At 65.9% G+C, this 13,950-nt stretch carries 13 protein-coding genes; 12 read left to right on the top strand and 1 reads right to left on the bottom strand.

Translation table 11 applies throughout. The annotated features are described in order from the left end of the window. Nucleotides 1-26 precede the first annotated feature (26 nt). The 10 genes from glpD (at nucleotide 27) to ACODS4_RS24065 (ending at nucleotide 10,789) form a co-directional block, all read left to right on the top strand. Entirely contained in the window at nucleotides 27-1,595 is a 1,569-nt protein-coding gene (glpD, locus tag ACODS4_RS24110; RefSeq protein WP_488868215.1) for a glycerol-3-phosphate dehydrogenase, read from the top strand. Next, nucleotides 1,592-2,695 carry an ABC transporter ATP-binding protein gene (locus ACODS4_RS24105; protein ID WP_488868214.1) on the top strand — a complete coding sequence of 368 codons (1,104 nt, stop codon included), beginning with the start codon at nucleotides 1,592-1,594 and terminating at the stop codon, nucleotides 2,693-2,695. The genes glpD and ACODS4_RS24105 overlap by 4 nt, the downstream gene beginning before the upstream one ends. A gap of 12 nt (nucleotides 2,696-2,707) precedes the next feature. Further along, on the top strand, nucleotides 2,708-3,805 hold the full coding sequence (locus tag ACODS4_RS24100) for an ABC transporter ATP-binding protein (protein ID WP_488868213.1): 1,098 nt from the start codon (nucleotides 2,708-2,710) through the stop codon (nucleotides 3,803-3,805). A gap of 12 nt (nucleotides 3,806-3,817) precedes the next feature. Further along, a complete protein-coding gene (locus ACODS4_RS24095) occupies nucleotides 3,818-4,693 on the top strand; it encodes a carbohydrate ABC transporter permease (protein ID WP_488868212.1) in 876 nt (291 codons plus the stop codon). Between the two features lie 47 nt (nucleotides 4,694-4,740). Next, entirely contained in the window at nucleotides 4,741-5,559 is an 819-nt protein-coding gene (locus ACODS4_RS24090) for a carbohydrate ABC transporter permease (protein WP_488868245.1), read from the top strand. Nucleotides 5,560-5,575: 16 nt separating this feature from the next. Next, the gene (locus ACODS4_RS24085) at nucleotides 5,576-5,854 is read left to right on the top strand and encodes a DUF2160 domain-containing protein (protein ID WP_488868211.1); all 279 of its coding nucleotides are present in this window, start codon (nucleotides 5,576-5,578) and stop codon (nucleotides 5,852-5,854) included. Nucleotides 5,855-5,936: 82 nt separating this feature from the next. Then, nucleotides 5,937-7,712 (top strand): ABC transporter substrate-binding protein, encoded by a 1,776-nt coding sequence (locus tag ACODS4_RS24080; protein WP_488868210.1) that lies wholly within the window; start codon nucleotides 5,937-5,939, stop codon nucleotides 7,710-7,712. A gap of 281 nt (nucleotides 7,713-7,993) precedes the next feature. Further along, the gene (glpK, locus tag ACODS4_RS24075) at nucleotides 7,994-9,484 is read left to right on the top strand and encodes a glycerol kinase GlpK (RefSeq protein WP_488868209.1); all 1,491 of its coding nucleotides are present in this window, start codon (nucleotides 7,994-7,996) and stop codon (nucleotides 9,482-9,484) included. 303 nt (nucleotides 9,485-9,787) lie between these two features. Further along, nucleotides 9,788-10,414: a DUF6198 family protein gene (locus tag ACODS4_RS24070; RefSeq protein ID WP_488868208.1), complete on the top strand. Its 627-nt coding sequence runs from the start codon at nucleotides 9,788-9,790 to the stop codon at nucleotides 10,412-10,414. Between the two features lie 165 nt (nucleotides 10,415-10,579). Then, nucleotides 10,580-10,789 (top strand): hypothetical protein, encoded by a 210-nt coding sequence (locus tag ACODS4_RS24065; protein ID WP_488868207.1) that lies wholly within the window; start codon nucleotides 10,580-10,582, stop codon nucleotides 10,787-10,789. Nucleotides 10,790-10,870: 81 nt separating this feature from the next. On the opposite strand, the gene ACODS4_RS24060 is transcribed toward ACODS4_RS24065, so the two are convergent. Then, nucleotides 10,871-11,131 carry a hypothetical protein gene (locus ACODS4_RS24060; RefSeq protein WP_298378600.1) on the bottom strand — a complete coding sequence of 87 codons (261 nt, stop codon included), beginning with the start codon at nucleotides 11,129-11,131 and terminating at the stop codon, nucleotides 10,871-10,873. A 292-nt stretch (nucleotides 11,132-11,423) separates the two neighbouring features. Here ACODS4_RS24060 and ACODS4_RS24055 point away from each other — a divergent pair, with 292 nt between their 5' ends. Further along, nucleotides 11,424-12,674, top strand: coding sequence for an allantoate amidohydrolase (locus ACODS4_RS24055; protein WP_488868206.1), 1,251 nt, complete (start codon nucleotides 11,424-11,426; stop codon nucleotides 12,672-12,674). Next, a complete protein-coding gene (locus ACODS4_RS24050; RefSeq protein ID WP_488868205.1) occupies nucleotides 12,671-13,936 on the top strand; it encodes a M20/M25/M40 family metallo-hydrolase in 1,266 nt (421 codons plus the stop codon). Before ACODS4_RS24055 ends, ACODS4_RS24050 begins: the two co-directional genes overlap by 4 nt. Nucleotides 13,937-13,950 lie beyond the last annotated feature (14 nt).

Here is a 13,950-nt window from a genome sequence, read left to right as displayed (position 1 = left end):
GGGGCGGCGCGACACGGAGAGGAACGATGACGAACGCGTCCAGCGATGCGGTGGATTTGCTGATCGTCGGCGGTGGCGTGAACGGCGCGGGCATCGCCCGCGACGCGGTCGGTCGGGGTTTGTCGGTGGTGCTGTGCGAACAGGGCGACCTTGCGGGCGCCACCTCGTCGGCCAGCACGAAGCTGATCCATGGCGGTCTGCGCTATCTTGAATATTACGAATTCCGCCTTGTCCGCGAGGCGTTGCAAGAGCGCGAAGTTCTGTTGCGCGCCGCGCCGCACATCATTTGGCCGCTGCGTTTCATTTTGCCCCACGACAGCAGCATGCGCCCGGCCTGGATGGTGCGCATCGGTTTGTTCCTTTACGATCATTTGGGAAAACGCAAGCTGCTGCCAGGATCGCATGGCGTCGATCTGACCCGCAGCCCGGCGGGCAAGCCGTTGACCGGCGAATTCACCAAGGCTTTTGAATATTCCGATTGCTGGGTGCAGGACAGCCGTCTGGTCGTGCTCAACGCCATCGACGCGCGCGAACGCGGCGCGCAGATCCTGACGCGCACCCGTTGCGAAAAGGCCCAACGTCTGAACGGCGAATGGGTTGCGACCCTGGTCAACACCGACAGCGGCGAAACCCGCACCGTGCGCGCCCGCGCCCTGGTCAACGCCGCCGGCCCCTGGGTGCGCGACGTCATCAGCCGCCGCACCGGCGCGACGGTCGACAAGTCGGTCCGGCTGGTCAAGGGCAGCCACATCGTCGTGCCAAGGATGTTCGACGGCGATCACGCCTACATCTTCCAGAATGACGACCGCCGCATCGTCTTCGCCATCCCCTATGAGGGCAAGTTCACCCTGATCGGCACCACCGATCTGGATTACGCTGGCGACCCCGGCGCGGTGACGATCAGCCCCGACGAAGTCACCTACATGTGCCGGGCGGTGTCGCGCTACTTCAAGCGCCCCGTGACCGAATCCGATGTGGTGTGGAGCTACAGCGGCGTTCGTCCGCTGTTCGACGACGCCAGCGGCAACGCGTCCGCCGTCACCCGCGATTACGTGTTGGAGATGGACACGCCCGCCGGGCAAGCGCCGATGCTGTCGATCTTCGGCGGCAAGATCACCACCTTCCGCCGCTTGGCCGAAGAGGCGACTGACAAGCTGCTGACCGCGCTGGGCCGCAAGGGCGGCAGTTGGACCGCCGATTTCGCCCTGCCCGGCGGCGACATCGCCAACGCCGATTTCTCCAGCTTCCTGACCGATCTGCGCCGACGCCGCCCCTGGCTGCCCGAAGACCTCGCGTCGCGTCTGGCGCGCGCCTATGGCACGCGGGTCGAGCGGTTGTTGGGCAAGGCCGCCGCGTTGTCCGACCTGGGCCGCGACTTTGGCGGCGGGGTTTATGAAGCCGAACTGACCTACGCCGCCACCGAGGAGTTCGCCGTCAGCGGCGACGATTTCCTGTGGCGCCGCTCCAAACTTGGGCTGCACCTGGACGCCACGATCCGGGACGCCATCGGCGCATGGTTCGACCAGCGCCGACACGCAACGGCCACCGCCCCAGAAAACACCTCCGGGCGGTTGTCGATGGGAGGACTCCGGTGACTGTATCCCTTGAAGGCGTGACCAAAAAGGTCGGCGCCGACCTGCATCTTCACCCCCTGTCGCTGGCGCTTCAACCCGGCACCTTCAACGTTCTGCTGGGTCGCACGCTGGCCGGGAAAACCACCCTGATGCGGCTGATGGCCGGTCTGGACGCCCCCAGTTCGGGGCGGGTTCTGGAAAATGGCAAGGACGTGACCGGCGTTTCGGTGCGCCATCGCGACATCGCCATCGTCTATCAGCAATTCATCAACTACCCGGCGATGACGGTGTTCGACAACATCGCCTCGCCCCTGCGCCGCCAGGGCAAATCATCCGCCGAGATCGACGCGCAGGTGCGGCGCACCGCCGACATGCTGCGCATCACGCCCTATCTGACCCGTCTGCCCGCCGAACTGTCGGGCGGCCAGCAGCAGCGCTGCGCCATCGCCCGCGCCCTGGTCAAGGGCGCCGGCCTTCTGCTGCTCGACGAGCCGCTGGTCAATCTGGATTACAAGCTGCGCGAGGAGCTGCGCGCCGAGTTGCGCGACATCTTCGCCGACGGCAAAACCACCGTCGTCTACGCCACCACCGAACCGCAAGAGGCGTTGATTCTGGGCGGCGCCGTCACGGTGCTGCACGAAGGCCGCCTGTTGCAGACCGGCCCGACCAGCGACGTCTTCCAGGCCCCCGTGACCGAGGAATGCGCGTCGGTGTTCAGCGACCCGCCGATGAACGTGCTGGAGGCGATCCTCACCAACGACCGCGTGGCGCTTGGCGACGGCACCAGCCTGCCTTTGTCGGCGCACGACCGCAACCTGCCCGGCGGTCCCTGCCGCGTCGGCATCCGCGCCAACCATCTGACGGTTTTGCGCCGATCCGACCGGCTGGTTCCGATCACGGGCCGGGTCGAATTGTCGGAAATCAGCGGGTCGGAAACCTTCATCCATCTGCGCCACGGCTCCACCACGCTGATCGCGCGGGAGGATGGCGTCCACACCCACCCCATCGGGTCCGAGATCCAGGTCTACGCCGACCCCGACCGCATCTTCGTCTTTTCCACGGCGGGCGCGCTTGTCGCCGCTCCGCTGGGACGGCGCGGCATGCTGCGCAACATCGCGTGAGGCGCTGACATCATGGCGACCATTCAATTCGACAATCTGGGCCATTCCTACCACCCCCACCCCAGCAAGCCCGACGATTACGCCCTGCGCCGTCTGTCGCAGGAGTGGGAGGACGGCAAGGCCTACGCCCTGCTCGGCCCGTCGGGCTGCGGCAAATCCACACTGCTGAACATCATTTCCGGCCTGCTGGTGCCCAGCGAGGGACGGGTTCTGTTCGACGGGCTGGACGTCACCCGCTGCACGCCGGAGGAGCGCAACATCGCCCAGGTGTTCCAGTTCCCAGTCATCTACGACACCATGACGGTGTATGAAAACCTCGCCTTCCCCTTGCGCAACCGCAAGGTTCCCGAGGCCGACGTGGACCGCCGCGTGCGGCAGGTGGCCGAGGCGTTGGACCTGACCGCCGATCTGAAAAAGCGCGCCCAACGGCTGACGCCGGACGCCAAGCAAAAGATTTCGATGGGGCGCGGGCTGGTCCGCTCCGACGTCGCGGCCATCCTGTTCGACGAGCCGCTGACCGTCATCGACCCGCACACCAAATGGATCCTGCGGCGCAAGCTGCGCCAGATCCACGAGGAATACCGCCTGACCATGATCTATGTGACCCACGATCAGGTGGAGGCGCTGACCTTCGCCGACAAGGTCGCGGTGATGTATGAGGGCGCCATGGTCCAGCTCGGCACCCCGCAGGAGCTGTTCGAGGCGCCGCGCCACACCTTCGTCGGCTACTTCATCGGCAGCCCCGGCATCAATCTGATGCCCTGCACGCTGGGCGGCGATCAAGCCATCGTCGAGGGAATCGCCATCCCGCTGGCTCCCGGCTCCGCCGCCGCCCTGCCCAACCGCGACGTTCCCAAGCTCGGCGAAAAATTCGAGCTGGGCATCCGCCCGGAATTCGTCGAGCTGACCCGCAGCGGGACCAACGGGGCCATCCCGGTTCAGGTGGTGTCGGTGGATGATCTGGGCACGTCGAAGCTGGCGACCGTCCGCATGGGCAGCCACACGCTGAAGGCGCGCCTGTCGGAGGATCAGGAGATCCCGCTCGACGCCGCCATCCGCTTCCCCACCCGGTGGACCAAGCTCTACCACGACAGTTATCTGGTCAATTGAGGAGCCGGAGCCATGGATAAAGTCCAAGACAACCGGGCCTGGTTCCTGATTGTTCCCGTGTTTTTGATCGTCGCCTTCAGCGCCATCCTGCCGCTGATGACCGTGGTCAACTATTCGGTTCAGGAAATCTTCGGCCCCGGCCAAACACTGTTCGTCGGCACGGAATGGTTTGAAAAGGTGTTGGCCGACGACCGGCTGCACGACGCGCTGTTCCGCCAGATCATCTATTCGCTGGCCGTGCTGGCCATTGAAATTCCGCTGGGCATCGTCATCGCGCTCGGCATGCCGGGCGGGCGCAGCGCCAAGACGTCGTTGACGCTGGTGTTGCTGGCCCTGCCGCTGCTGATCCCGTTCAACGTCGTCGGCACCATCTGGCAGATTTTCGGACGCGGTGACATCGGTTTGGCGGGCGCCACCTTCCGGGCGCTGGGCTTCAGCTACAACTACACCTCCAACTCGCTGGACGCCTGGCTGACGGTGCTGGTGATGGACGTGTGGCACTGGACCAGTCTGGTCGCGTTGCTCGCCTACGCCGGTCTTCAGTCGATCCCGCCCGCCTTCTATCAGGCGGCCAAGATCGACGGCGCGTCGAAATGGGCGGTGTTTCGTTACATCCAACTGCCGAAGATGCGCGGGGTTCTGGTCATCGCCATCCTGCTGCGCTTCATGGACAGCTTCATGATCTACACCGAACCCTTCGTTCTGACCGGCGGCGGCCCTGGCAACTCCACCACCTTCCTCAGCCAGTATCTGACGCAGATGGCGGTGGGTCAGTTCGACATCGGCAAGGCGGCGGCCTTCTCGATCATCTACTTCCTGATCGTGCTGCTGTTCTCCTTCGTCTTCTACACCATCATCACCAACACCGGCTCGGGAGAGAAGAAATGAGCAAGGCCGCCGTCCTCGCCCCCGGCTCCCTGGCCTCCCCCGCCAACATGCGCCGTTCCTCGGCGCGGGTGTCGCGCCGGACCATCATTCTGGTCGCCTACATCGTCTTCCTGATGCTGCCCATCTATTGGATGGTCAACATGTCCTTCAAGACGAACGAGGAGATCCTGGCCGGGCTGACGCTGTACCCGCACACGCCGACGCTCCACAATTACATCACCATCTTCACCGATCCGAGCTGGTACAGCGGCTACATCAACTCGATCTACTACGTCACGCTGAACACGGTGATTTCGCTGCTGGTGGCGCTGCCCGCCGCCTACGCCTTCTCGCGCTACCGCTTCATCGGCGACAAGCATGTGTTCTTCTGGCTGCTGACCAACAAGATGGCCCCGCCCGCCGTCTTCCTGCTGCCCTTCTTCCAGCTTTATTCGGAAGTCGGCCTGTTCGACACGCACATCGCGGTGGCGCTCGCCCACTGCCTGTTCAACGTGCCGCTGGCGGTGTGGATCCTGGAAGGCTTCATGTCCGGCGTGCCGCGTGAAATCGACGAGATGGCCTACATCGACGGCTACAGCTTTCCCCGCTTTTTCACCACGGTCTTCATGCCGATGATCCGCGCCGGGATCGGCGTCACCGCCTTCTTCTGCTTCATGTTCAGTTGGGTGGAATTGCTGCTGGCCCGCACGCTGACCTCGGTCAACGCCAAGCCGATCGCCGCGACGATGACCCGCACGGTCAGCGCGTCGGGCATGGATTGGGGGTTGCTGGCCGCCGCCGGGGTTTTGACCATCCTGCCGGGCGCGTTGGTGATCTGGTTCGTCCGCAACTACATCGCCAAGGGCTTCGCCCTGGGCCGCGTCTAACCGGGAGTTCGCGACCATGAATTTTGAATGGATGGCGTGGACCCTGCCGACCGCCCTCTTTTTCACCGGGATCGTGTCCATGCTGGTCTTGATGACCGTGTGGGAACTGGTGTCGCCGACGGTGGAGGCCAAGGGCTTCCTGCCCATGCGCACCACCCGGGGCGACCGTCTTTTCATCGGACTGCTGGGCAGCGCCTTCATCCATCTGGGATGGTTGGCGGCGACCGATGCCGCGCTGTGGGGGGCCTTGGCGGTTTCCCTGGCGTGGACTGCCCTCGTCATCCGGTTCGGCTGAAGACGCCGAACCGGCGATTTCCAAAGAAGCACTCTCGGCCAACCAAGATTTGATCCAAGTGGGAGGAATCATGCGTCAGGGAATGACTGTGACCGCGACCAACGGCTCGTCGCTGCGTCGGCGGTTGACAGGGGCGGTGATGGCTGGCGGCATCGGTGTGCTGCTCGCCATGGCCTCGGCGGCTCCCGCCGCCGCGCTGACCGCCGAGCAGGAGGCCGTCGCCAAGAAGATCATCGAAGAATTGCAGCCCTCCACGCTCTCCAAAGACGAGCAGATGAAGGAGCTGGAATGGTTCGTCAAGGCCGCCGAACCCTTCAAGGGCATGGACATCAACGTCGCCTCGGAAACGTTGACGACGCACGAGTTCGAGTCCAAGACGCTGGCCAAGCTGTTCAGCGAGCTGACCGGGGTCAAGATCAAGCATGATCTGATCCAGGAAGGCGACGTCATCGAAAAGTTGCAGACCCAGATGCAGTCGGGCCGCAACGTCTATGACGCCTACATCAACGACAGCGACCTGATCGGCACCCACGTCCGCTACGGTCACGCCATTCCGCTGTCCGATTTCATGACCGGCGAAGGCAAGGACGTCACCCTGCCGACGCTGGACGTGAAGGACTTCATCGGCACCAGCTTCACCACCGGCCCGGACGGCAAGCTGTACCAGTTGCCCGACCAGCAGTTCGCCAACCTCTACTGGTTCCGCGCCGACTGGTTCGCCCGCCCCGACCTGAAGGAGAAGTTCAAGGCCAAATATGGCTATGAGCTGGGCGTTCCGGTCGATTGGTCGGCCTATGAGGACATCGCCAACTTCTTCACCAACGACGTGAAGGAAATCGACGGCGTCCGCGTCTATGGCCACATGGATTACGGCAAGAAGGATCCCTCGCTCGGCTGGCGCTTCACCGACGCGTGGCTCTCGATGGCTGGCGGCGGCGACAAGGGCCTGCCCAACGGCAAGCCGGTGGACGAATGGGGCATCCGCGTCGAAGGCTGCCGTCCGGCGGGCGCGTCGGTCGCGCGCGGCGGCGACACCAACGGCCCGGCGGCGGTCTATTCGCTGACCAAATACATCGACTGGCTGAAGAAGTACGCTCCGCCCGAAGCCGCTGGCATGACCTTCTCCGAAGCCGGCCCGGTTCCGGCCCAGGGCGCGGTCGCCCAGCAAATCTTCTGGTACACCGCCTTCACCGCCGACATGACCAAGCCGGGCCTGCCCGTGGTCAACGCCGACGGCACGCCGAAGTGGCGCATGGCCCCCTCGCCGCACGGCCCGTACTGGGAACAGGGCATGAAGCTGGGCTATCAGGACGTCGGTTCCTGGACCCTGCTGAAGTCCACCCCGCTGGAACGCCGCAAGGCCGCCTGGCTCTATGCCCAGTTCACCGTGTCGAAAACCGCGTCGCTGAAGAAGACCCTCATCGGTCTGACCCCGATCCGCGAAAGCGACATCAAGTCCGACGCGATGACGGCCGCCGCGCCGAAGTTGGGCGGTCTGGTCGAGTTCTACCGCAGCCCGGCCCGCGTGGCCTGGACGCCGACCGGCACCAACGTGCCGGATTATCCGAAGCTGGCCCCGCTGTGGTGGCAGAACATCGCCGAAGCCGTGACGGGTGAGCGCACCCCGCAGCAGGCGATGGACAATCTCGCCGAGCAGATGGAGCAGGTGATGGCCCGCATGGAGCGCGCCAACATCGGCGGCGACTGCGCGCCCAAGCTGAACGCGAAGAAGGATCCGAAGGAGTGGTTCTCGACCACCAAGGCGCCGAAGGCCAAGCTGGCCGACGAGAAGCCCAAGGGTCAGACCGTGGTCTACGAGGATCTGCTGAAGGCCTGGAAGGAAGGCCGCGCCCAGTAACGACGGGTTGCGGTTGACGGTTCACCCTCCTGGTTGCGCCGGGGGTTAACCTGGGGGCGGCGGCCCGCCGCCGCCCCCGTTTTTCATTGTTCTCCCTCTCCCGTTTCGGGAGAGGGAAGGGGCCCGTAAAGCGGGAAGGGTGAGGGATTGCGACGGCGAATCCCTGGGGCGCGATCGCCGAACCACCCCTCACCCTCCCCACGCTTGCGCGCGGGTCCCCTCCCTCTCCCGGCACGGGAGAGGGTATAAGCGACAAGACGCCATTCCAGGGGGAAACACCCATGAGCCGAAACGGCCACATCCTCGCCATCGACCAGGGCACCACGTCGTCGCGGGCCATCGTGTTCGACGGACGCGGAACGCCCATCGCCGTGGCCCGCCGCGAGTTTCCACAGCATTACCCCGGCGATGGCTGGGTCGAGCATGATCCCGCCGACATTCTGCGCGACGTCCGCGCGGTCGCCCGCGAAGCGATGGAACAGGCCGGGTTGACCGCCGCCGACATCGCCGCCATCGGCATCACCAACCAACGCGAAACCACCGTCGTGTGGGACCGCGCGACCGGCGAGCCGATCCACCGCGCCATCGTTTGGCAGGACCGCCGCACCGCCGCGCTCTGCCACCAGATCGCCGACGCCGGGCATGGCGAGATGGTCCGGGCCAAGACCGGCCTGTTGATCGACGCCTATTTCTCGGCCACCAAGATCGCCTGGATCCTCGACCATGTTCCGGGCGCGCGCGACCGCGCCGAGCGTGGCGAGCTGTGCTTCGGCACCATCGACAGTTTCCTGATCTATCAGTTGACCGGCAAGGCGGCGCACGCCACCGACGCGACCAACGCCTCGCGCACCATGCTGTTCGACATTCACACGCAGGATTGGGACGACGAATTGCTCGCCCTGTTCCGGGTGCCGCGCGCCATGCTGCCGCGCGTGCTGGACAGCTCCGACGATTTCGGCGTCACCGAACCCACCCTTCTTGGCGCCCCGGTTCCCATCGCCGGGGTGGCGGGCGACCAGCAGGCCGCCGCCTTCGGGCAGGCCTGTCTGTCGCCGGGCATGGCGAAATCGACCTACGGCACCGGCTGTTTCGCCCTCATCAACACCGGAACGACGCCGGTGGCGTCAAAAAACCGCCTGCTGACCACCGTCGCCTATCGCCTGAACGGGGTGACGAGCTACGCGCAGGAAGGCTCCATCTTCGTTGCGGGCGCGGCGATCAAATGGTTGCGCGACGGCTTGGGCGTCATCACCCACGCCAGCCAGACCAACGATCTGGCGACCCGCGTTCCCGACAGCCATGGCGTCTATTTCGTTCCGGCCTTCGTCGGTCTGGGCGCGCCCTATTGGGATTCGGAGGCCCGCGCCGCCATCTTCGGCATGACGCTGGACGTCGGCCCCGCCCACATCGCCCGCGCGGCGCTGGAGGCCGTGGCCTACCAGACCCGCGATCTGATGGACGCGATGGCGGGCGACTGGGGCGGGGCCATCAACGCGCTGCGCGTCGATGGCGGCATGGCGGCGAATGATTGGCTGTGCCAATTCCTGGCCGATCTGCTGGGCATGCCGGTCGAGCGGCCCGAGATCATCGAAACCACAGCCCTGGGCGCCGCCTGCCTCGCCGCGCTGCGCGTCGGCCTGTTCGACGGGCTGGAGTCGGTGTCCGCCGCCTGGCGCTGCCAAAGCCGGTTCGAGCCGCGCATGGATCCCGAACGGCGCGAGCGGCTTTACGCCGGCTGGCGGGACGCGGTGGCCCGCACCCGCTCCCACTGACCATAACACTCTGTCGGGGCGTCTTTGGCGATCATTGCCCTCTCCCTCTGGGAGAGGGAGGGGACCCACGAAGTGGGGAGGGTGAGGGGTTGCCCAAGAGGCCGGAACCGAGTGGCGTCTTGGATCACCCCTCACCATTCCCACCGCTTCGCGGCAGGCCTCTTCCCTCTCCCAGAGGGCGAGGGAGAGTCAACGCCAAATGCGATCCCCCCAATGGTGTGTCTGGCAAAGGATTGACTCCCCCTCCGGTCCAGGGTTTGTTGCATCGCACACCCGCCGTTTCGGCTGAACCGGATGCCCGCCATGGTTGACGCTGCCCTTTCCCCCGCCCCGGTCGAGCGCCATCGGCTGTACGAAGACGCGCTGGCGATGCTGCTTGGCACGCTGTTCATCGCGTTGGGCATGATGCTCTACACCAAGACCATGCTGTTGACCGGCGGCGTCGCTGGGGCGGCGCTGCTGCTCAGCTACGTCACCCGGCTGGAGTTCGGCACGCTGTTCTTTCTGGTCAACATCCCCTTTTACGCGCTGGCCTGGAAACGGCTGGGCTGGATGTTCACCCTGCGCACCATCATCGCCGTCGGATTGGTCACGCTGTTTTCGCGGCTGACCGGGGATTGGATCCACGTAGACCGCATTCATCCGGTCTACGCCACGGTGATCGGCGGCGGGCTGTTCGGCGCTGGCCTGCTGATGCTGTTCCGCCACCGCACCGGCCTTGGCGGCTTCAACATTCTGGCGATCTATCTGCAAGAGCGGCACGGCGTGCGCGCCGGGTATTTCCAGCTTGGCGTCGATCTGGCGATTCTGGCCGCCGCCTTTTTCGTGCTGGCCCCCGACCAACTGTTTCTGTCGGTGGTCGGGGCGGCCATCGTCAATCTGCTGCTGGCGATCAACCACAAGCCGGGGCGCTATCTGGGCGTCAGTTGAGGAACCGATCATCAATGGCGCCCCCGCGCGGCGTCCGCGTGGCTGGCCTGCGCCAATGGCGGTTCACCGCCGGGAAAGCTTAACCTTTGCTTAACCACCCGAGATCATTGTCCCGCGACCTTACCTTTCCCCCTCACATCATCGTTTGGAATCGAGCGCCTCATCATGGGCAACAAGACCGTTAAGCTTTCCGACAAGGGCGGATACCGCGAGATCGCCGTGGACGCCCTGCCGCGCAACGTGCGGGCCGCCGTCACCGATCTGTCCGCCAAGAACCCGGTGTCCGACATTCTCGTCGATCAGGCCGGGATGCTGTACCGCATCCACCTGACCGCCCCGGCGAACATCTATCTGGACGTGCTGGCCGTCGCCTGAGCGGGCGCTTTCCTTATGAAAAAAGGGCGGCGCGAGACCACGCGCCGCCCTTTTTCATGCCCGAAACGACACCGCGCGGGTTCAGTGCCGCCGCCCCTCCAACCGGCGCAGCGCCTGATCCAGCACGCTCAGCGGGATCATCAACACGACGCCGCCCAGGATGGCGCGGACATCCTCGATGTCCAGATCGGTGGCGGCGGCGAGCGCCCGTTCGTCCAGGCCGCGATCCTCGGCGATGATGGTGATCCAACCCGCCAGAGTTTGCGCTTGGGCCATTTGCGCGGCGGTGGTGATGAACGAGAACCGTCCTGACACCGGCGATGCATTCTCGAATGGAATCATGGCGTCCCTCCCCAAGAATTGCGGTTTTCTTTGCCTCGCGCTTTTCGCACATGCACAATAAACAGCGTTTTGCTGCTTTGCGGCGCGCGTTCTTTGACAGAATGCGCGCGCTCGTGACTTTGAGATAGTCTCTCCTAAGTCATAGACAACTTGCAACAACCAAGACTCGGCCCAAAAAAGGAAAGGGGCTTCGGGATTCTTTGAAACTGTCTTCACGGCATCGGGGCTAGGGGCGGGGAAAGCGGCGGGCGTATGATGGCCCCTCACCCCGCGTGTTCCGGATTCCCGCCCGATGCCTCACCCCCCGCTTTCCGGCCAAACCCTTCTCGACCGCAGCGAGGCGCTGGCGGCGATCAGCGCCGAGGCTGGGCGGCTGTCGCGCCATTATTTGACCCCGGAACACCGCCGCGCCAACGATCTGGTCGCCGCCTGGATGGCGGAGGCCGGGATGGCCACGCGCGAAGACGCGCTGGGCAACATCATCGGTCGGTACGAGGGCGAGACGCCGGGCCTGCCCGCGCTGTTGATCGGCTCGCACCTCGACACCGTGCGCGACGCCGGGAAGTATGACGGCATGTTGGGCGTGCTGTCGGGCGTCGCCGTGGTCGCCGATCTCCACGCGCGTGGGCGCCGCCTGCCCTTCGCCATTGAGGTCGTCGGCTTTGGCGACGAAGAGGGCGTGCGCTTTCAATCGACCCTGATCGGCAGCCGCGCCATCGCCGGAACCTTCGACCCGGCGGTTTTGGACAGCCGCGACGCCGACGGAACCCGTCTGGCCGACGCCTTGGCCGCCTTCGGCCTCGACCCCGCCGCCTGGGCCAGCGCCGCCCACGCGCCCGACCGCGTTCTGGGCTATGTCGAGCTGCACATCGAACAGGGGCCGGTGCTGGAGGCGTTGGGCCAGCCGGTCGGCATCGTCACCGCGATCGCCGGGGCCACCCGGTTGGCGGTGACGGTGGAGGGATTCGCCGGACACGCCGGAACCGTGCCGATGACCCTGCGCCGCGACGCGCTGACGGCGTCCGCCGAGATGATTCTGGCGGTGGAAAGCCTCTGTTCGGGGCAGGAACGCTTGGTCGGCACGGTCGGACGGATTGAGGCGACTCCCGGCGCCACCAACGTCATCGCCGGGCGCGTCCGTTTCACCATTGATTTGCGCGCCGACCGCGACGCCCTGCGGCTGGAGCGGGTCGCCGCCGTCCGCGCCCGGCTGGAGGCCATCGCCGACCAGCGCGGCGTCGCCATCGCCATCGAACCGCTGCACGACAGCCCCGCCGTCGCCTGCCGCCCGGCCTTGATGGCGCAATTGGCCGCCTCCGCCCGCGCCCTGGGGCTTGAGGCCCCGGAATTGCCGAGCGGGGCCGGGCACGACGCCATGGCGATGGCGGCGCTGACCGACATCGCCATGCTGTTCGTCCGGTGCGAACGGGGGATCTCCCACAACCCCGCCGAACGCATCACCGCCGCCGACGCCGAGCAGGGCGTCCGCGTGCTTGCCCATTTCGTCGACCATTTTCAGCCCGCATCGGATCGCCGCCCATGACCGCCTCGAACGCCGCTCCTGTCTCCGCCCCGAACGCCGCCCATTTCGCCGCCCTGGCCGCCGCCGTCGAAGACAGCTTTGACGCCGAGACCCGCTTTCTGGCGGAGCTGGTCAAGGTTCCGTCCGACAACCCGCCCGGCGACTGCGCCCCCCACGCCGTCCGCGCGGCGGAATTGCTGGAGGCGATGGGCTTTGCCGTCGAACGCCACCCGGTCCCCGCCGATCTGGTGCGGGCGAACGGCATGGTCAGCGCCACCAATTTGATCGTTCGCCACCGCTTCGGCGATGGCCCCACCATGGCGCTGAACGCCCATGGCGACGTCGTGCCGCCCGGCGAAGGCTGGTCGAGCGATCCCTATGGCGCGGAGATCCGCGACGGCTTTATGTATGGGCGCGGCGTCGCCGTGTCGAAATCCGATTTCGCCACCTACGCCTTCGCGCTGAAGGCTCTGATCGCGTCCGGCGCGCCGCTGGGCGGAACCATCGAACTGCACCTGACCTATGACGAGGAGGCCGGGGGCGAGATCGGGCCGAAATGGCTGCTCGACCAGGGCCTGTCAAAGCCCGACTACGCCGTGTCGGCCAGCTTCGCCTATTCGGTGGTGACGGCGCACAACGGTTGCCTGCATCTGGAGGTGCAGGTCGATGGCAAATCCGCCCACGCCGCCCGCCCCGACACCGGGTTCGACGCGCTGGAGGCCGCCAACGGCGTGCTGTCCGCCCTGTACGCCCATCGCCCTGAACTGGCCAAGCGGCTCTCCAACACCGTCGGCATCACCTGCCCGTCGCTGACCGTCGGCTTGATCCAGGGCGGCATCAACACCAACGTCGTGCCCGACCGCGTCACCTTCCGCCTGGACCGCCGCATGATTCCGGAGGAAAACCCGGCGGAGGTCGAGGCGGGCTTGCGCGCCCTGATCGAACAGGCGGCCTCCGGCTATGAGGGAATCCGGGTGAGCGTCCGCCGGATTTTGCTGGCCCGGCCCTTCACCTCGGTCGGCGACGCGCCGCGTCTGGCCGCCCTGTTCGCCCGCCACGCCGAAGCGGTGTTGGGCCAGCCGGTCGGCCAGAACGGCATCCCGCTCTACACCGACGCCCGCCATTATTCGGAGGCCGGGATCCCGACCATCCTCTATGGCGCCGGGCCGCGCGACCTGCTGGAGGCCAACGGCCACCGCGCCGACGAAAAGCTGAAGCTGGACGATCTGCGCAAGGCGACGCTGGTGGTGGCCCGCGCGCTGGCCGAACTGCTGGCGGCCTGAAGAGCGCAATAACC

The organism is Azospirillum sp. FG154, from assembly GCF_057809575.1.
Note: the sequence above shows the minus strand (reverse complement) of the source record. Positions and strands in the feature narration are given on the sequence as shown.

Bases quoted from the DNA above. Each gene is read 5' to 3' on its own strand.
- ACODS4_RS24085 (WP_488868211.1), top strand. From the start codon at position 5,576: ATGAATTTTGAATGGATGGCGTGGACCCTGCCGACCGCCCTCTTTTTC.
- ACODS4_RS24080 (WP_488868210.1), top strand. From the start codon at position 5,937: ATGACTGTGACCGCGACCAACGGCTCGTCGCTGCGTCGGCGGTTGACA.
- ACODS4_RS24050 (WP_488868205.1), top strand. From the start codon at position 12,671: ATGACCGCCTCGAACGCCGCTCCTGTCTCCGCCCCGAACGCCGCCCAT.
- glpK (WP_488868209.1), top strand. From the start codon at position 7,994: ATGAGCCGAAACGGCCACATCCTCGCCATCGACCAGGGCACCACGTCG.
- ACODS4_RS24070 (WP_488868208.1), top strand. From the start codon at position 9,788: ATGGTTGACGCTGCCCTTTCCCCCGCCCCGGTCGAGCGCCATCGGCTG.
- glpD (WP_488868215.1), top strand. From the start codon at position 27: ATGACGAACGCGTCCAGCGATGCGGTGGATTTGCTGATCGTCGGCGGT.
- ACODS4_RS24100 (WP_488868213.1), top strand. From the start codon at position 2,708: ATGGCGACCATTCAATTCGACAATCTGGGCCATTCCTACCACCCCCAC.
- ACODS4_RS24065 (WP_488868207.1), top strand. From the start codon at position 10,580: ATGGGCAACAAGACCGTTAAGCTTTCCGACAAGGGCGGATACCGCGAG.
- ACODS4_RS24060 (WP_298378600.1), bottom strand. From the start codon at position 11,131: ATGATTCCATTCGAGAATGCATCGCCGGTGTCAGGACGGTTCTCGTTC.
- ACODS4_RS24055 (WP_488868206.1), top strand. From the start codon at position 11,424: ATGCCTCACCCCCCGCTTTCCGGCCAAACCCTTCTCGACCGCAGCGAG.
- ACODS4_RS24090 (WP_488868245.1), top strand. From the start codon at position 4,741: ATGCGCCGTTCCTCGGCGCGGGTGTCGCGCCGGACCATCATTCTGGTC.
- ACODS4_RS24095 (WP_488868212.1), top strand. From the start codon at position 3,818: ATGGATAAAGTCCAAGACAACCGGGCCTGGTTCCTGATTGTTCCCGTG.